This window comes from Pseudomonas sp. S2_A05, assembly GCF_054668485.1.
Genome location: NZ_CP162775.1, coordinates 5152524 through 5170064, shown reverse-complemented (window position 1 = coordinate 5170064; position 17541 = coordinate 5152524). Strand labels below are relative to the sequence as shown.

Here is a 17541-nt window from a genome sequence, read left to right as displayed (position 1 = left end):
GATGAAAACCCGCGACCGGATTCTCGAATGTGCGCTGCAACTGTTCAACGAAAAGGGTGAGCCGAACGTTTCCACCATGGAGGTGGCCAACGAAATGGGGATCAGCCCGGGCAATCTCTACTACCACTTCCACGGTAAGGAACCGCTGATTCTCGGCCTGTTCGAACGCTTCCAGCACGAGCTCGCGCCCCTGCTCGACCCGCCGCCGGACGTGGAGCTTGCACCGGAGGATTACTGGCTGTTTCTGCATTTGATCGTCGAGCGCCTGGCGCAATACCGGTTCCTGTTCCAGGACCTGTCGAACCTCGCCGGGCGCTTGCCGAAACTGGCCAAGGGGATTCGCAATCTGCTCAATGCGCTGAAGCGCACGCTGGCGTCGTTGCTGGCGCGATTGAAGGCTTCGGGGCAACTGGTCAGCGATACCCAGGCATTGGGGCAACTGGTGGAGCAGGTGACCATGACGTTGCTGTTCTCGCTGGATTACCAGCGGATTCTTGATCGTGAGGGAGAGGTTCGGTTGGTGGTTTATCAGATCATGATGCTGGTGGCGCCGCATTTGCTGCCGCCAGTGAAGGTGGCGACAGAGCGGATGGCCTTGCAATACCTTGAGGATCACGACTGACCCGAAAAGCCCCTCACCCTAACCCTCTCCCGGAGGGAGAGGGGACTGATTGGGGGATGTTCGCGAGCTACGCCGACCTGAGCGAGCTTCTTTGAATCGATAATCGACTCGATTTGTTCAGGTCGACGTATGACGCAGGACACCTCGGTCGGCTCCCTCTCCTTGGGGAGAGGGCTGGGGTGAGGGGCCGCTTGGAATGCACAAACAAAAACGCCCGACCTTCACAGGCCGGGCGTTTTAGATTTGCCCTGAAATCAGGACTGACTGGATGGCGTCGACGGTGTCGATGCCGCAGTCGGAGTAGCTGCTGCCGTGGGTGCCGCAGCGGAGTTTGCCGCGTTGGCCAGAGCTGTTGGAGCCGTCGATGGTGCGGCGGCCGGTTTCGGCGCAGCGGCTTTCGGCGCGGCCGGTTTTTTCACTGCTGGCTTTTTCGCCGCAGCCGGTTTGGCCGCAGGCTTCGCAGCGGGTTTGGCGGCAGCAGTTTTCGCTGCTGGCTTGGCCGCTGGTTTCGCTGCAGCTTTAGCCGCAGGTTTTGCTGCCGCTTTGGTTGCCGGTTTGGCAGCGGCCTTGGCGGCAACCGGTTTGGCTGCCGCTTTGGCCGCAGGCTTGGCGGCCGCAGTTTTGGTCGCAGCTTTCGCAGCCGGTTTTGCTGCCGCTTTGGTCAGTGGCTTGGCTGCGGTTTTCGCCGCAGGTTTGGCCGCTGCAGTTTTACTGGCAGGTTTCGCCGCAGCGGTTTTCGCCGCCACAGGCTGAGCTTTCAGACCGGTGAGTTTTTCAATCTGCCTGGTCAGCGTATCGACCTTGGCGTTGAGCGCCTTGACCTCATTGCGGCTCGGCACACCCAGGCGCGAAATCGCGCTGTTCAGGCGCTTGTCGAAAGCCCCTTCCAGCTCGTCCCACTTGCCCAGTGCGCGATCTTTCACGCCGCTGATACGCGACTTGGCCGAGGAGGTCGAGTCCTCGACTTTCTTGCCGACGGCAGTCTTGGTGAGCTTCTCGGCTTTCTCGCCGTCTTTGACCAATGCATCGAAGAGTTTGCTGCCGTCAGTGTCGATCTTCGAGTACACGCCTAAACCAGCCAGCCAGATTTTGCGGGAGTAGGACTCGACCTTCCCGACCCACGAGCTGCTTTCTTTATCGGTGTTCTTTTTGCCAGCCATCCCGTTCTCCTTAAGATTTTCGCGCGACGCGTTCGAGCAATGCCGTCAGCTCATCGAGCTTAGCAGAGAGTGCCTCAACGTCATGTTTAGACGGAATGCCGATCCGATTCAAGGCGCTGGCCACACGGTTGTCGAAGGCCTTCTCGACCTTGTCGAGCTGAACTTCAACGCGACCCTTGAACGAGCTGACCTGAGTGGCCGCGTCATCAATCTCGGCGTTGGCCGCATGGAGTTTTTCGCTGACGGCTTTTTTGCCTTTCTTTTCAACAGTTTGACCGGCGGCGACGAGCTCTTGAAAGTACTCGCTGCCCTCTTGGCCGACCTTGGTGTAGGCGCCCAGGCCTGCCAGCCAGATCTTGCGGGCATAGGATTTGACGTCGCTCAGAGTGGAAGTCGGAGCGTCGATTTTTTTCTTCAAAATGACTTTGGCCATGGTGCACCTCACGCGCAGAAGGTTTGAGGAACTGCCGGACGAGTGTCGGGCTCAGGCACAAAATAGGGAGAAAAATTAGAAAGGGCACCCTAACCAGCGGGAGCATCACAAAACAAATGTGGGAGCGAGCCTGCTCGCGAATGCGTCATATCAGCCAACATTTCAGTCAACTGATACACCGCTTTCGCGAGCAGGCTCGCTCCCACAGGGGACTGGATTTCAATCTGGAAATCAGGCCAGGGCTTTGTCGAGGGCTTTCTCGATCTCGGCTTTGATCATGCCGCTCATGGCCGACATCATCAGGCCCAGTTCGACGTCGACCCTGATCGAATCGTCCGCCACATGCACTTCGCCTTTCACGCCGGAGCGCTTGAGGTTCAGGGTGTCGCCCGACCACTGCGGCTCCAGGCCGTATTGTTCGTTGAGCTTTTTGGCCAGTTTGTCGGCCTTTTCGCGGGCGGCTTCCTTGCCCAGGGTGTGGGCGCGCTCAACACTGATTTTGGCCATGGAATGACTCCTGATGATTGAATAGCTGACGTTGAATCTTGACCGCATCTGCGGCAAATCGTCCCGAAGGTTGCCCATCTTACCTTTAGCCATTCCAAGACAAAGCATGGCTTGGGGATTAGAATGTCGCGCATTCTCTTTTGGTGACAGCGATATGACTGATCAGCGCAAAGGCAGCGATGCCGAACCCACCACTCACTTCGGCTTCAAAAACGTTCCGGAAAGCCAGAAAGCGGAAAAAGTCGCTGAGGTTTTCCATTCCGTAGCCGCTAAATACGACCTCATGAACGACCTTCTGTCGGGCGGCATGCACCGTCTGTGGAAGCGTTTCGCGATCGAGCTTTCCGGCGTGCGCAGCGGCAACCGCGTACTCGACATCGCTGGTGGCACCGGCGACCTGACCCGCAAGTTCTCGAACCTCGTCGGCCCGACCGGCCAGGTCGTGCTGGCCGACATCAACGAGTCGATGCTCAAGGTCGGCCGTGATCGTCTGCTCGATCTGGGCGTTGCCGGCAACGTCGAATTCGTCCAGGCCGACGCGGAAAAACTGCCATTCCCGGACAACCATTTCGACTGCGTGACCATCGCCTTCGGCCTGCGCAACGTGACGCACAAAGAGGACGCGTTGCGTTCGATGCTGCGCGTGCTCAAGCCTGGCGGCCGCCTGCTGGTGCTGGAATTCTCCAAGCCGACCAACGCGCTGATGTCCAAAGCCTACGACGCCTACTCGTTCGCCTTCATGCCGCTGATGGGCAAGCTGATCACCAATGACTCGGAAAGCTATCGCTACCTGGCCGAATCGATCCGCATGCACCCGAATCAGGAAACCCTGAAGTCGATGATGGTCGAGGCCGGTTTCGACCGCGTGACCTATCACAACATGACCGCAGGCATCGTCGCCCTGCACCGCGGCATCAAACCCTGATGTTGCTCACCGGGCTGCTCGCCAGCGTCGAACTCGGCCTCAACCGGGTGCTGCGTCTCGACAGCACGGCGCTGCCGCGCCTGGCGCATCTGACCGGCAAGGTGATTGCCGTCGACTGCCGCAGCCCGGCGCTGCAACTGTTCATACTGCCCAGTGACGAAGGCCTGATGCTGGCTTCGCAGTGGGCAGCGGACGTCGATTGCACGTTGCGCGCACCGGCATCTAGCCTGGTGAAACTGGCCCTGAGCAAGGACAAGACCGCCGTGCTGCATGCACCGGAAGTCGAGCTCGATGGCGACAGCGGTGTGTTGCTGGAGCTGGCCGGCGTGCTGCAGGATCTTGAGCTGGACTGGGAGTACGAACTCTCGCGCTGGCTCGGTCCGGTCGCCACGCAATTGCTCGGCGGCCATCTGCGCAGCCGCGCGCGCTGGTATCAACAAGGATTTGCCAGCCTCAACCAGAATCTTGCCGAATACCTCGCCGAAGAATCACGCACCCTTGTCGGGCAGCGTGAAGCCGAAGCGCGATTCAGCGAACTGGACCGGATCAAACTCGATCTGGAACGACTCGAGGCGCGTTTCGAGCGCCTTTCCCGATCCCTCGACCCAAGCGATAACGCATGAAGCTGCTTGCCGTCCGCCGTCTGTTGCGCATCCAGCGCGTCGTGATCCGCTACCGCCTCGATGACCTGCTGTTCGATCTGCCGCTGCCCTGGTTCCTTCTGGCCGTGCGCTTTTTGCTGCCGTGGCGCTGGCTGCCGCGCAAGCCGCTGGAACTCAACCGTGGTGCGCGCTTGCGTCTGGCGTTGCAGGATCTGGGGCCGATCTTCATCAAGTTCGGGCAGATTCTTTCGACCCGCCGTGACCTGCTGCCGGAGGACATCGCCGATGAGCTGATGCTGCTGCAGGACCGCGTGCCGCCGTTCGACTCGCAGCTGTCAATCAAGCTGATCGAAGAACAGCTGGGCAAGAAAATCAGCGAAGTGTTCAGCCGTTTCGACGTCGCCCCGCTGGCCTCGGCCTCGGTGGCGCAGGTGCATGCGGCGCAGCTCAAAAGCGGCGAAGAAGTCGTGGTCAAGGTCATTCGCCCGGGCCTGAAACCGATCATCGCGCAGGATCTGGCGTGGCTGTTCATCCTCGCCCGCGCCGCCGAGAAGTTCTCCGCTGACGCGCGCCTGCTGCACCCGGTCGATGTGGTGCAGGACTACGAAAAAACCATTTACGACGAACTCGATCTGTTGCGCGAGGCGGCCAACGCCAGCCAGTTGCGCCGCAACTTCGAAGGCTCGCAGCTGCTGTACGTGCCGCAAGTCTATTGGGACTGGTGCCGGCCGAAAGTGCTGGTGATGGAGCGCATCTACGGCATCCAGGTCACCGATCTGGCGACCCTTGCCGACCAGCGCACCGACATGAAGATGCTCGCCGAGCGCGGCGTGGAGATTTTCTTCACTCAGGTGTTCCGCGACAGTTTCTTCCACGCCGACATGCACCCGGGCAACATTTTCGTCAGCACCGTCAATCCGTGGAGCCCGCAATACATCGCGATCGACTGCGGCATCGTCGGCAGCCTGACCCCGGAAGACCAGGACTATCTGGCGCGCAACCTGTTCGCCTTCTTCAAGCGTGACTACCGTCGTGTGGCGCAACTGCACATCGACTCGGGCTGGGTGCCGGCGGAAACCAAACTCAACGAATTCGAAGCGGCGATCCGTACGGTGTGCGAACCGATCTTCGAAAAACCGTTAAAAGATATTTCATTTGGCCAGGTGCTGATGCGCCTGTTCCAGACCGCACGCCGCTTCAACATGGAAGTGCAGCCGCAACTGGTGCTGTTGCAGAAGACCTTGCTGAACATCGAAGGCCTCGGCCGTCAGCTGTATCCGGATCTGGATCTGTGGAACACCGCGCAGCCGTTTCTCGAGCGCTGGATGCGCGAACGCGTCAGCCCGAAAGCCTTGCTGGGCAACGTGCAGAGCCAGCTGGAGCAGATTCCGCACCTGTCGAACATGGCCCGCGATCTGCTCGAACGCATGTCGCAACCCCACGCCAAAGACCCTCCGCCGCCGTGGCACAAACGCAAGGACGACTGGTTCCTGCGCCTGCTCGGCTGCGCGCATCTGGCCGGCGGCGCGATCCTCGCAGCGGGTGGTCCGTTGACCGAGTGGGCGCACTGGCCCGCCGGAATCATGATCGCAGTCGGTTTGTATCTGGTCGTTCGCCGATAGCACGATTGAGCTGCAAGTTATAAGCTGCCAGCTTCAAGCTTGACGCTACAGGCACGCCGCAACGTGCGTTTACTTGCAGCTCGAAGCTCATCGCTTGCTGCTGCTTTTCGAGATCTGACGATGAAAAACTGGCTGGACGAGATCAAGTGGGATGCTGACGGCCTGGTGCCGGCGATTGCCCAGGATCACAAGACCGGGCGCGTATTGATGATGGCCTGGATGAACCGCGAAGCGCTGGAACTGACCGCTGCGGAGAATCGTGCAATCTACTGGTCACGTTCCCGTGGCAAGCTGTGGCGCAAGGGCGAAGAGTCCGGCCATGTGCAGACCCTGCATGAAATGCGTCTGGACTGTGATGCCGACGTGATCATCCTGATGGTTGAACAGATCGGCGACATCGCCTGCCACACCGGCCGTCAAAGCTGCTTTTACCGGGTCTTCGAAAACGGCGACTGGAAAACGGTCGATCCGGTACTGAAAGACCCGCACGCTATCTATTCCGCAGGACACACACATGAGTGACACCCTGACCCGCCTCGCTCAGGTACTTGAAGAGCGCAAAGGCGCAGCCGCCGACAGTTCGTATGTCGCCAGCCTCTATCACAAGGGGCTGAACAAGATTCTGGAGAAAGTCGGCGAAGAGTCGGTCGAAACCATTATTGCCGCCAAGGATGCCGCGATCAGCGGCGATTGCAGTGATGTGATCTACGAGACCGCCGACCTGTGGTTCCACAGCATGGTCATGCTCGCCCAACTGGGGCAGCATCCGCAGGCCGTGCTGGATGAACTGGACCGTCGCTTCGGCTTGTCCGGACACGTCGAGAAAGCCTCGCGTCCGTCCGCCTGAACAACTTTTAGAGAGGAATCGCCACATGGGCATTTTTGACTGGAAACACTGGGTCGTCATTCTGATTGTCGTGGTGCTGGTGTTCGGTACCAAAAAACTGAAAAACCTCGGCACCGACGTTGGCGAATCGATCAAGGGCTTTCGCAAAGCCATGAACGACGACGAAAAACCGGCCGAGCCGAGCGTGACCCCGCCGGCCCAGCCAGTGCCACCGGTGCAGCCGCAAACCACTGCTCAGGCCAACCCGCCGCACACCATCGACGTGCAGGCGCAGAAAGTCGAAGAGCCGATCCGCAAAGACGTGTGAGCACTGACTAATGTTTGGTATCAGCTTCTCTGAACTGCTGCTCGTCGGCCTCGTCGCCCTGCTGGTGCTCGGCCCCGAGCGTCTGCCGGGCGCGGCGCGCACCGCCGGTCTGTGGGTCGGCCGCCTGAAGCGCAGCTTCAACGCGATCAAACAGGAAGTTGAACGTGAAATAGGTGCCGACGAGATCCGTCGGCAACTGCACAACGAACATATTCTGTCGCTGGAGCAAGAGGCGCGGAAGATCTTCAATCCGAACCAGCAGGAGCCGACGCCGGTCGAGCCTGTGGGCGAGCAGACGATTCACAGCGCTGCCGCTCCGACTCCTGCACCTGTTGTAACACCGCCAGGATCGGCGCCGGTTACCACAGACACATCGGTTGAACCCGTAGCGCCCTCCGCCGCGCCGACTACACCAGCGCCTCAAGACCCTACACTGCCGCCGCGAGCCCCATGAGCGATCTTCCGGAAAACGACCAGCACATGCCGCTGGTATCGCACCTCACCGAGTTGCGCACCCGCCTGCTGCGTTGCGTGGCGGCGATCTTCATTATCTTTGCCGGGCTGTTCGCGTTCACCCAGCAGATCTACACCTTCGTCTCGACGCCGCTGCGCCAGTACCTGCCGGTCGGCGCGACGATGATCGCCACCGACGTGTCGTCGCCGTTCCTGACGCCGCTGAAACTGACGATGATGGTTTCGCTGTTTCTTGCGATTCCGGTGATCCTGCATCAGATCTGGGGCTTTATCGCTCCGGGCCTGTACAAGCATGAAAAACGCGTCGCGGTACCGCTGCTGATCTCCAGCATCCTGCTGTTCTACATCGGCATGGCGTTCGCCTATTACTTCGTCTTTCCATTGATCTTCAAATTCTTCGCCGCTGCCACCCCGGCCGGCGTGGAAATGATGACCGACATCGCCAGCTACCTCGATTTCGTCATGACGCTGTTCTTCGCCTTCGGCGTGGCGTTCGAAATCCCGGTGGCCGTGGTCCTGCTGGTGTGGATCGGCGTGGTCGACGTCAAATACCTGAAGAAGATCCGCCCGTACGTGATCATCGGCTGCTTCGTGGTCGGCATGATCCTCACTCCGCCGGACATTTTCTCGCAGACCCTGCTGGCCGTGCCGATGTGGATGCTGTTCGAGATCGGCATCCTCTTCGGCGCGCTGGTCAGCAAGCGCGAACGCCCGGACGAAACGCCGGCCGACGACCACAACGACCAGCCGCCAGCGACTCAGGCATGAACCTGCTGCTGCTCGAAGAGGCCGACTTCATTGCGGCCGACCGCGTGATCCTGCGCGACCGGCGCCTGACCCACATGCAGGAAGTGCATCGCTCCGAAGTCGGTGACAGCCTGCGCGTCGGGCGCATCAACGGACTGATGGGTTCGGCTGAGCTGCTGCGTCTGGAAGCGGGCGAAGCAGAGTTGCGTGTCAGCCTTGATCAGCCACCGCCGGCCAAGCTGCCGCTGACCCTGGTGCTGGCCCTGCCCCGGCCGAAAATGCTGCGCCGCGTGTTCCAGACCGTCGCGACCATGGGTGTGGCCAAGGTGATTCTGGTCAACAGCTATCGCGTGGAGAAAAGCTTTTGGCAAACGCCGTTTCTGGAGCCGGAAGCGATTCGTGAGCAGTTGATCCTCGGTCTTGAACAGGCTCGCGACACGGTGTTGCCGGAGATCGTCATCGAAAAGCGCTTCAAGCCTTTCGTTGAGGATCGGCTGCCGGCGATCAGCGCGGGCACCCTCGGCCTGGTCGGGCACCCCGGCCACTTCCCGCCCTGCCCGCGCGCCCTGAACGAACCGGTGACCCTGGCCATTGGCCCCGAGGGTGGCTGGATTCCCTACGAAATCGATCTGCTGGCCAAATCCGGCCTGCAACCGGTGCAATTGGGCGAGCGCATCCTGCGCGTCGAAACCGCCGTCACCGCCCTGCTCGCACGCCTGTTCTAGCGCGACACCGATCCTGTGTAGGAGCTGCCGAAGGCTGCGATCTTTTGATCTTGTTTTTAAAAGCAAGATCAAAGGATCGCAGCCTCGTTGCACTCGTCAGCTTCTACAAGCCCCTACAGTCGCAGACAAGTGGCGTTACAGATTGCCACCACCCAGCCGATACAACCCCTATAAGTCCAATTAAGTGGTCCGAAGGGAGTGGTCGCATGTACCGTTGGTTAGCCGAGAGTCTTGGAAACGTCAGCGTCAAACGCAAGCTGGGCATCGGTTTCGGCCTGGTGCTGTTGCTGACGCTGTTGATCACGTTCACCGGCTGGACCGGCATGAGCGGCATCATCAGCCGTGGCGACAAGCTCGGCTTCATTTCCAGCCTCAATGAGCTGACCAAAGACCTGCGCCTGGCGCGCATGGACTACGACATGCGTCGTGGTGAACAGGGTCCGGGCGCGGTCAATGAATTGCTCAGCAAACTCGAAAGCGGTCTGCAATCGGCACGCGGCATGATCGAGCAGCCGTCCGATGTGGCGATGGTCGATCAACAGCTTGCTGCGGTCGCCGAATACAAACGCGCTTTCGGCGAAATGACCCAGGCCACCGTGCACCGAGAAGATGCGCGCAGCAAGCTTGGCGCCAACGCTGACAATGCTGTGGCCAAGGTCGGCGAAGTCGAAAGTGCGCTGCTGCAAGGCGACAGCGTTGCGCAGTACAACGCTGTCATCGAGCTGAGCAAACTGTTGCAGCAGGCGCGCTATCAGGTGCGCGGTTACACCTACAGCGGCAAGGCCGATGCCGAGCAACCGGCGCTGACCGCCATCGACAACGCCTTGAAGAACCTCGAAAGCCTGCCGACCCGCGTGCCAGAGCAGCACATCGCCAACCTGCAGCAAGCCACCGATTCGCTCAAGGCTTACCGCGCCGCTGTCGCTCAGTTCCGTGATTCGCAGGTCAAGAACGCCGCCGCACTGGCCAACATGTCGGCTCAGGGCGACATCCTGATCGCGGCCAGCAAGAAGCTCACCGAATCGCAAACCGTGGTGCGCGACACCGATGCCGCCCATGCCAAGAACATGCTGCTGATCGCCACTGCGCTGGCGCTGGCCTTCGGTCTGATTGCCGCTTGGGCGATCACCCGACAAATCATCATTCCGCTGACCCAGACTCTGAAAGTGGCCGAGCGCGTGGCCGCCGGTGACCTGACCCACAACCTGGTTTCCCTGCGTCGCGATGAGCTCGGGCAATTGCAGCGCTCGATGCAAAGCATGACCCAAGGCCTGCGCGAGTTGATCGGTGGCATCAGCGACGGCGTCACGCAGATCGCCAGCGCCGCTGAAGAACTTTCGGCGGTGACCGAGCAGACCAGCGCCGGGGTCAACAATCAGAAGGTGGAGACCGATCAGGTCGCCACCGCCATGAACGAGATGGCCGCCACCGTGCAGGAAGTCGCACGCAATGCTGAAGAAGCCTCAGAGGCCGCTGTCGCCGCTGACCAACAGGCCCGTGAAGGCGACAAGGTCGTCGGCGAAGCCATCGCCCAGATCGAGCGTCTGGCAATCGAGGTGGGTCACTCCACTGAAGCCATGGGCGAGCTCAAGCGTGAAAGCGACAAGATCGGCAGCGTCCTCGACGTGATCAAGTCTGTCGCCCAACAAACCAACCTGCTGGCCCTCAACGCTGCCATCGAAGCGGCCCGTGCCGGGGAAGCCGGACGTGGTTTCGCCGTGGTTGCCGACGAAGTGCGCAGCCTCGCCCAGCGCACGCAGAAGTCCACCGAAGAGATCGAAGAGCTGATCGTCGGTCTGCAAAACGGCACTCAACAAGTGGCGACGATCATGGACAACAGCCGCAGCCTCACCGACAGCAGCGTCGAACTGACCCGGCGTGCCGGTGGCTCACTGGAGAGCATCACCCGCACCGTCTCGGCGATTCAGGCGATGAACCAGCAGATCGCCGCCGCTGCCGAGCAGCAGAGCGCCGTGGCCGAAGAGATCAACCGCAGCGTGCTGAACGTGCGCGATGTGTCGGATCAAACCTCGGCGGCGAGTGAAGAGACCGCTGCGTCCAGCGTTGAACTGGCGCGGTTGGGCACGCATCTGCAGATGCTGGTAGGCCGCTTTAAAGTCTGAGTTGATGCACAACCTCGGTTCGCCTGAAACCGAGGTGATGCCATTTGCGAGCAGGCTCGCCGCCACCCTGGAATGCGTTTCACTGTGGGAGCGAGCCTGCTCGCGAAGGCAGCGGCGCGGTCTGCGCGTCGTAGGTAACGGGCGCGCCAATTTGGCGACGGATGCTATGCACTGGTTTTAGGTTTGATCGGTGTTTGTTCGCAGCTCAACAGCGGACATAAAAAAACCCCGCTGAATCAGCGGGGTTCTCTTATCAGGCCGGCTGAGCCTGCAAACTCACCGGTCGCAGCGGCAGCAACGGCGCATGCGGATCGGCTTTCACCGAAGCGCGCCAGGCATCGAGCCATTCGGCAAGCCCTTCGGCCCAGACCTGCTCGTGCAGGCGTGCCAGTGCGACAGGGTCGCTAAGCAGTTGCAGGCGATCATGGTTGTTCAGCCCGGCCGGGCCGACCTTGATCGCGTGACGCACGCGTTCCTGACGCAGCCACTCGATCGGCTCGGCCTGGCCGTGACGCGAGGTCGCCAGCGAGCACGCCAAGGCGTTCTGCTGAGGATCGACCACGGCGCGGACGAAGCCGTCGTTGAGGGCGTGATAGCGGTTTTCGTGGGTGTACTGATCGGTTGCCAGCAAGGCCTGTGGCGGATTGTATTCCTCAGGGATGAGGAACAGGCTCTCGTCACGGGTCTTCAGACCAAGGCCGACACGGCTGGAGATCACCGAGACCGGGATCGACAGCATCAGCGAACCGACGATCGGCACCAGCCACCAGAGGAAGCTCGGATTCAACCAGATCACCAGCAGCGCCCACAAGAAGCCCAGCAACGTCTGCGGACCGTGGCGCTTGACCGCTTCGCTCCATGGCGTCGAGTCGTCGTCACGCTGCGGCGAGTTCCAGGTCGCGGCCCAACCGAGGAACGCGGCGAGGACGAAGCGGGTGTGGAAAATCATCCGCACCGGCGCCAGCAGCATGGAGAACAGCATCTCCAGGAGCATCGACAGAGTCACCTTGAACTTGCCGCCGAACTCTTTCGCGCCCTTGGCCCAGATCAGGATGATGCTCAACAGCTTCGGCAGGAACAGCAGCACGATGGTCGTCGAGAACAGCGCGATGGCCTTGTCCGGGTGCCATTGCGGCCACAGCGGATAGAGCTGACGCGGTTCGAGGAAGTACTGCGGCTCCATCAGCGTGTTCACCGCCAGCAGCGCGGTCGACAACACCAGGAAGAAGAACCACAACGGCGCCGACAGGTAGGACATCACGCCGGTGAGGAACACCGCGCGGTGCACCGGGTGCATGCCCTTGACCAGGAACAGGCGGAAGTTCATCAGGTTGCCGTGGCACCAGCGACGGTCACGCTTGAGCTCGTCGAGCAGGTTCGGCGGCAACTCTTCGTAACTGCCCGGCAGGTCGTAGGCAATCCACACGCCCCAACCGGCACGGCGCATCAGCGCAGCTTCGACGAAGTCGTGGGAAAGGATTGCACCGGAGAACGCGCCTTTGCCCGGCAACGGCGCCAGAGCGCAGTGGTCGATAAACGGCTTCATGCGGATGATCGCGTTGTGACCCCAGTAGTGGGATTCACCCAACTGCCAGAAGTGCAGACCGGCGGTAAACAGCGGGCCGTACACACGGGTGGCGAACTGCTGCATGCGCGCATACAGGGTGTCCATGCCCGACGCACGCGGCGCGGTCTGGATGATCCCGGCGTCCGGCGTGGCTTCCATCAAGCGCACCAGACTGGTCAGGCACTCACCGCTCATCACCGAGTCGGCGTCGAGCACGACCATGTACTTGTAGTCACCGCCCCAACGACGGCAGAAGTCGTCGAGGTTGCCGCTCTTGCGCTTCACACGACGGCGACGACGGCGATAGAAGATCTTGCCGAAGCCCTTGGCTTCGCGGCAGACGTCCAGCCAGGCCTGCTGCTCGGCGACGCAGATATCGGTGTCGTTACTGTCGCTGAGAACGAAAAAGTCGAAGCGATCCAGATCACCGGTGGCCGCTACCGATTCGAACGTCGCACGCAGACCGGCGAATACACGCGGCACGTCTTCGTTGCAGATCGGCATTACCAGCGCAGTACGCGCGTCTTTGGGAATCGGCTCGTTACCGGCGCTTTTCCCGGAAATACGGTATTTATCGTGGCCGGTGAGCAACTCGAGGAAGCCCATCAGTGCGGTCCAGAAACCGGCCGATACCCAGCAGAACAGAATCCCGAACAGAATCAGGATGCTGGTTTGCAGCGCATACGGCAGCACTTGCGTGGCGGTTTGCAGCAGCGGCTGATGCAGGACTTCTTCCAGATCGACGAACGACCAGCCCTGGTACGGCATGATGCCTTTCATGTACCAACCGGCAACGATGGTCTGGCCGAGCATCAGCAGCAACAGGATGTAGCGACGGATCGAGCCGACGGTGCGCCAGCGCGCGGCCGGCAGGACGTTGGCGTCCTTCGGCGGCTGCGGCGGGTTGGTGCGCCCGGTCAGACGGCGCCAGCCACGCACCAGAATATTGGTGCGCCATGGCTCCGGCACGACCTTGGTGCGGCGGATTGGCGGGGTCGCCTTGAGGCTGACCCGACCACTGGCGTCGAGCACCAGCATTTCCGCTTCGGCCAGTTCTTCGGCAGTGCTCAGGGTCAGGCGCTTGCCCACCGAAGCCTGGGCGGCTTCGGCAGGGGCGTCGAATGTCGAGGACGACAGGCGCTCATGCAGCTCGCTGAACGACTGGCAACCCGCGAGTTCCGCGCGTTGCTCGTCGGTCATCGGCAGATGCGCCAGATACTCGGACAGAGTCTCTGGCTGTACTGGTGAATTACTCATCGGCAGGCAACTGATAGCTCCAGGTCTCGGTCAGGACTTCTTCAGTCGGCGCCGATTCCGGTGTGGCTGGGGCCGCGTCGGCAGCGACTGGCTGCTTGGCGTCTTTGTTGGCCTTGTCCTTGGCGTCGGCTGCAGGCTTGGCTTCAGCCTGTTTGGCTTCGGCGGCCTTGGCTTCCTTGTCGAGTTTTTCCTGTTGCTTGGCGGCAACCTTGTCAGCCTTGGCGACCGACGAGTTGGAGGCCGGGACCGATTTGCCCAGATCTGCGGTGACTACCGGCTGAACCAGGGCGGCACGCATTTCGGTCGCTTTGCTCGGATCCTTGATCTTCATCCGCAGGGTCAAACGCCAGCCCTTGGTTTCCGGGTTGTAGCGCACGCTGTTCTCGACCAGTTCGGCGTTGTCACCGACGCTGACCTGACTGCGCACGTCGGCATCCGGCGTCAGGGCCGCCAGCGACGGGCCTTCGAAGTCGACCAGATAGGCCACGCTGCCATCGGGCTGACGGATCAGGTTCGATTGCTTGACGTCACCGGTCGAACGCAGGGTCTGCGCCACCCAGGCGCTGTCCGGCGCATGGAGTGCTGCTTCGTCCATGGTCCAGTGCATACGGTAGGCGAAGTCCAGCGGCTGGCCTGGCTCCGGCATTTTTTCCGGGCTCCAGAACGCAACGATGTTGTCGTTGGTTTCGTCAGCGGTCGGAATCTCTACCAGATCGACAGTGCCCTTGCCCCACTCGCCCTTCGGCTCGATCCAGGCACTTGGGCGCTTGTCGTAGCGGTCGTCGAGGTCTTCGTAGTGGCTGAAATCACGGCCACGCTGCAGCAGACCGAAACCACGCGGGTTCTCGACGCTAAAGTTGCTCACAGCCAGATGTTTCGGGTTGTTCAGTGGGCGCCAGATCCACTCGCCGTTGCCGGCATGGATCGACAGACCGCTGGAGTCGTGCAGTTCACGACGGTAGTTGAGGACTTTCGACGGCTGGTTGGCGCCGAACAGGAACATGCTGGTCAGCGGCGCGATGCCCAGTTTGCCGACCTTGTCACGCAGGAACATCTGCGCCTTGACGTCGACGATGGTGTCGCTGCCCGGACGCAGGATCAGACGGTAGGCACCGGTGGCACGCGGCGAATCCAGCAGCGCAAAGATCACCAGGTGCTTGTCGCCCGGCTTGGGCTGCTGAATCCAGAACTCGCGGAAACGCGGGAACTCTTCACCCGACGGCAGCGCGGTATCGATCGCCAGACCACGGGCCGACAGACCGTAGGTGTGGCCTTTGCCAACGACGCGGAAGTAACTCGCGCCGAGCATGGTCATGATCTCGTCTTGCTTGTCGGCCTTGTTGATCGGGTACAGCACACGGAAACCGGCGTAACCCAGTTGCTCGGTGGCTTTCGGATCGAATTTCAGGTCGCCGAAATCGAAGCGGCTCGGATCGTATTTGATCTCCGAGACGGTATTGGTGGTGATTTCGTTGATTTTCACCGGTGTATCGAAGTGCATACCCTGGTGATAGAAGGAGAGCTTGAACGGCGTCTTCTGATCGGCCCACTCAGCCTTTTCGGTGAGGAAGCGGATCTTCTGGTAGTCCGCGAACTTCATTTCGCGGAATTCGTTCGGCAGGTTGCTGCGCGGGGCTTCGAACTTCTGCCCGGCCAGCTCTTTGGCCTTGGCCGATACGTCGTCAAGATTGAACGCCCAAAGCTGACCGGCGCTGAGCAGGCACAGGAGCGCCGAACCCGCTACCAGAGCACTTCGCATGCGTTTGGCAGACATTTTTGCTGCATTACAGGGACTAACAATCACGAGCAACCCTCGCCGAAAACAGATCAATAAACCAACGGCCAGCTATCTTTATGCCAGGTTGGCGAGCATTGTTCCGACTCCGCCGGGGCAAAATGATTCCCCAATCGGATCCAGACAAGTCTCTACCTAAGTCAAAACGGATCAACGAATGTCGATCCCCGCAGCGCGCGATTATCTAGTAGCCCGGATGACAACGCATCAGGGGTAACAAAGTATTTATCGCGAAAACAGCCTAAAAACAGTCGAAATTTCCGAAAAAGGTGTTTCAGGCACTGTCAGGTCTGTAACAAAAAGGTAACCGGGCCATCGTTGACCAGGTGCACCTGCATATCGGCGCCGAATCTACCTGATGCCACAGTGCCATGCACCTGTTTCGCCTGGCTCAATAAATAGTCGAACAATTCCTCACCCAGTGCCGGCGGTGCGGCCGTGGAAAAGCTCGGGCGCAGGCCGCTTTTGGTGTCGGCGGCAAGTGTGAACTGAGAGACCAGCAGCAACCCGCCACCCACATCCGCCAGGGACAGATTCATCTTGCCCTCGGCGTCACTGAATACTCGATAGTTAAGCAGCTTATGCAGAAGTTTGTCGGCGCTGGTACGCGTATCGTCGGGTTCTACCGCGACCAGCACGAGCAAACCCTGATCGATTGCGCCGACTACCTCGCCGGCGACCTCTACCCGCGCGCCGCTTACGCGTTGTAACAGCGCCTTCATGCTTCTTCGAGTGGCAAGTCGAGCAGGCGCTGGGCCATTTTGCTCGCCGCGCGCACCAGCGCATCGGTGATGCCCGGCTCGGACGCAGCGTGGCCGGCGTCGCGGATCACCTGCAATTCGCTGTTCGGCCAGGCCTGGTGCAATTCCCAGGCGTTGTCGAGCGGGCAGATCACGTCGTAGCGACCGTGAATGATCACGCCGGGCAGATGAGCGATCTTGCCCATGTCGCGGATCAGCTGGTTCGGCTCAAGGAAGGCGTTGTTGGTGAAGTAGTGGCATTCGATCCGCGCGATCGACAGCGCGCGCTGCGGCTCGGAGAAACGATCGACCACCAGCGGGTTCGGCCGCAGGGTCGCGGTGCGCCCTTCCCAAGTCGACCAAGCCTTCGCTGCATGCATCTGGGCGATCTGATCGTTGCCGGTCAGGCGTTTGTGGAAAGCGCTGAGCAGGTCGTCGCGCTCGTCCAGCGGGATCGGCGCGATGTAGTCCTGCCAGTAATCCGGGAATAGACGGCTGGCGCCGGCCTGATAGAACCATTCGATTTCCTGCGGACGGCAGAGGAAAATCCCGCGCAGAATCAGACCGTGCACGCGCTCCGGGTGGGTTTGCGCGTAGGCCAGCGCCAGGGTCGAACCCCAGGAGCCGCCGAACAGCACCCATTTTTCAATGCCCAGGTGTTTGCGGATGCGCTCAAGGTCTTCGACCAGATCCCAGGTGGTGTTGTTTTCCAGGCTGGCGTGCGGGGTGGAGCGACCGCAGCCGCGCTGGTCGAAGGTGACGATGCGATACAGATTCGGATCGAAATAGCGTCGGCTCTGGGCGTCGCAGCCGGCGCCGGGGCCACCGTGGATGAATACAACCGGCAATCCTTCCGGCGAGCCGCTTTCATCGACGTACAGCGTATGGGTGTCATCGACAGCCAGATCGTGCCGGGCGTGGGGTTTGATCTGCGGAAACAAAGTCTGCATTGCGCGCTCCGTAAGGGGTCGAGGTCATCCCTGGGGGGACTCGTATTATTCTGCCGTTGGGCATCATAAACCCGATTTGCGTCAATGAGCATGCTCCGGGGCCTGATCGTTCCCACGCTCTGCGTGGGAACGATCAAA

At 60.8% G+C, this 17541-nt stretch carries 18 protein-coding genes and 1 pseudogene; 12 read left to right on the top strand and 7 right to left on the bottom strand.

Going from position 1 to position 17541, the window contains the following annotated elements; all coding sequences use genetic code 11:
* Nucleotide 1 precedes the first annotated feature (1 nt).
* Nucleotides 2-622: a TetR/AcrR family transcriptional regulator gene (locus AB4O12_RS23510; RefSeq protein ID WP_024011259.1), complete on the top strand. Its 621-nt coding sequence runs from the start codon at nucleotides 2-4 to the stop codon at nucleotides 620-622.
* 254 nt (nucleotides 623-876) lie between these two features.
* Here the strand turns inward: AB4O12_RS23510 and AB4O12_RS23505 are convergent, their stop codons facing one another.
* The 3 genes from AB4O12_RS23505 to AB4O12_RS23495 form a co-directional block, all read right to left on the bottom strand.
* A complete protein-coding gene (locus AB4O12_RS23505) occupies nucleotides 877-1782 on the bottom strand; it encodes a phasin family protein (protein ID WP_150638025.1) in 906 nt (301 codons plus the stop codon).
* Between the two features lie 10 nt (nucleotides 1783-1792).
* Nucleotides 1793-2215 (bottom strand): phasin family protein, encoded by a 423-nt coding sequence (locus AB4O12_RS23500; protein WP_076565216.1) that lies wholly within the window; start codon nucleotides 2213-2215, stop codon nucleotides 1793-1795.
* A gap of 231 nt (nucleotides 2216-2446) precedes the next feature.
* Nucleotides 2447-2722: a polyhydroxyalkanoic acid system family protein gene (locus tag AB4O12_RS23495; protein ID WP_056787308.1), complete on the bottom strand. Its 276-nt coding sequence runs from the start codon at nucleotides 2720-2722 to the stop codon at nucleotides 2447-2449.
* A 154-nt stretch (nucleotides 2723-2876) separates the two neighbouring features.
* Between AB4O12_RS23495 and ubiE the strand changes: the two genes are divergently transcribed.
* The 11 genes and pseudogenes from ubiE to AB4O12_RS23440 all read left to right on the top strand — a co-directional run bounded on the left by ubiE (nucleotide 2877) and on the right by AB4O12_RS23440 (nucleotide 11094).
* Nucleotides 2877-3647, top strand: a complete 771-nt coding sequence (gene ubiE / locus AB4O12_RS23490; protein WP_016772069.1) for a bifunctional demethylmenaquinone methyltransferase/2-methoxy-6-polyprenyl-1,4-benzoquinol methylase UbiE — start codon at nucleotides 2877-2879, stop codon at nucleotides 3645-3647.
* Entirely contained in the window at nucleotides 3647-4270 is a 624-nt protein-coding gene (locus tag AB4O12_RS23485; RefSeq protein ID WP_016772070.1) for a ubiquinone biosynthesis accessory factor UbiJ, read from the top strand. The genes ubiE and AB4O12_RS23485 overlap by 1 nt, the downstream gene beginning before the upstream one ends.
* On the top strand, nucleotides 4267-5871 hold the full coding sequence (gene ubiB / locus AB4O12_RS23480; RefSeq protein WP_056787303.1) for a ubiquinone biosynthesis regulatory protein kinase UbiB: 1605 nt from the start codon (nucleotides 4267-4269) through the stop codon (nucleotides 5869-5871). The genes AB4O12_RS23485 and ubiB overlap by 4 nt, the downstream gene beginning before the upstream one ends.
* A gap of 120 nt (nucleotides 5872-5991) precedes the next feature.
* Nucleotides 5992-6393 (top strand): phosphoribosyl-AMP cyclohydrolase, encoded by a 402-nt coding sequence (gene hisI, locus AB4O12_RS23475; RefSeq protein WP_007899278.1) that lies wholly within the window; start codon nucleotides 5992-5994, stop codon nucleotides 6391-6393.
* Nucleotides 6386-6718 carry a phosphoribosyl-ATP diphosphatase gene (locus tag AB4O12_RS23470; RefSeq protein ID WP_003220849.1) on the top strand — a complete coding sequence of 111 codons (333 nt, stop codon included), beginning with the start codon at nucleotides 6386-6388 and terminating at the stop codon, nucleotides 6716-6718. Before hisI ends, AB4O12_RS23470 begins: the two co-directional genes overlap by 8 nt.
* 25 nt (nucleotides 6719-6743) lie before the next feature.
* On the top strand, nucleotides 6744-7025 hold the full coding sequence (locus AB4O12_RS23465) for a twin-arginine translocase TatA/TatE family subunit (protein WP_016772073.1): 282 nt from the start codon (nucleotides 6744-6746) through the stop codon (nucleotides 7023-7025).
* Between the two features lie 10 nt (nucleotides 7026-7035).
* Nucleotides 7036-7479: a Sec-independent protein translocase protein TatB gene (gene tatB / locus AB4O12_RS23460; protein ID WP_252879284.1), complete on the top strand. Its 444-nt coding sequence runs from the start codon at nucleotides 7036-7038 to the stop codon at nucleotides 7477-7479.
* Complete coding sequence (gene tatC, locus AB4O12_RS23455) at nucleotides 7476-8267, top strand: twin-arginine translocase subunit TatC (RefSeq protein WP_016772075.1); 792 nt, start codon at nucleotides 7476-7478, stop codon at nucleotides 8265-8267. Before tatB ends, tatC begins: the two co-directional genes overlap by 4 nt.
* Entirely contained in the window at nucleotides 8264-8971 is a 708-nt protein-coding gene (locus AB4O12_RS23450) for a 16S rRNA (uracil(1498)-N(3))-methyltransferase (RefSeq protein WP_041477553.1), read from the top strand. Before tatC ends, AB4O12_RS23450 begins: the two co-directional genes overlap by 4 nt.
* 206 nt (nucleotides 8972-9177) lie before the next feature.
* Nucleotides 9178-10191, top strand: a pseudogene (locus tag AB4O12_RS23445) (methyl-accepting chemotaxis protein); the annotation flags it as partial.
* Nucleotides 10192-10221: 30 nt separating this feature from the next.
* On the top strand, nucleotides 10222-11094 hold the full coding sequence (locus AB4O12_RS23440; RefSeq protein ID WP_370695128.1) for a methyl-accepting chemotaxis protein: 873 nt from the start codon (nucleotides 10222-10224) through the stop codon (nucleotides 11092-11094).
* 253 nt (nucleotides 11095-11347) lie between these two features.
* On the opposite strand, the gene mdoH is transcribed toward AB4O12_RS23440, so the two are convergent.
* The 4 genes from mdoH to pip all read right to left on the bottom strand — a co-directional run bounded on the left by mdoH (nucleotide 11348) and on the right by pip (nucleotide 17403).
* The gene (gene mdoH, locus AB4O12_RS23435; RefSeq protein WP_056787293.1) at nucleotides 11348-13918 is read right to left on the bottom strand and encodes a glucans biosynthesis glucosyltransferase MdoH; all 2571 of its coding nucleotides are present in this window, start codon (nucleotides 13916-13918) and stop codon (nucleotides 11348-11350) included.
* Nucleotides 13911-15692 carry a glucan biosynthesis protein G gene (locus AB4O12_RS23430; RefSeq protein WP_162098724.1) on the bottom strand — a complete coding sequence of 594 codons (1782 nt, stop codon included), beginning with the start codon at nucleotides 15690-15692 and terminating at the stop codon, nucleotides 13911-13913. The genes mdoH and AB4O12_RS23430 overlap by 8 nt, the downstream gene beginning before the upstream one ends.
* Before the next feature lie 305 nt (nucleotides 15693-15997).
* The gene (dtd, locus tag AB4O12_RS23425; RefSeq protein WP_056787289.1) at nucleotides 15998-16435 is read right to left on the bottom strand and encodes a D-aminoacyl-tRNA deacylase; all 438 of its coding nucleotides are present in this window, start codon (nucleotides 16433-16435) and stop codon (nucleotides 15998-16000) included.
* Nucleotides 16432-17403, bottom strand: coding sequence for a prolyl aminopeptidase (gene pip, locus AB4O12_RS23420; RefSeq protein WP_056787286.1), 972 nt, complete (start codon nucleotides 17401-17403; stop codon nucleotides 16432-16434). Before pip ends, dtd begins: the two co-directional genes overlap by 4 nt.
* Between the last annotated feature and the right edge of the window lie 138 nt (nucleotides 17404-17541).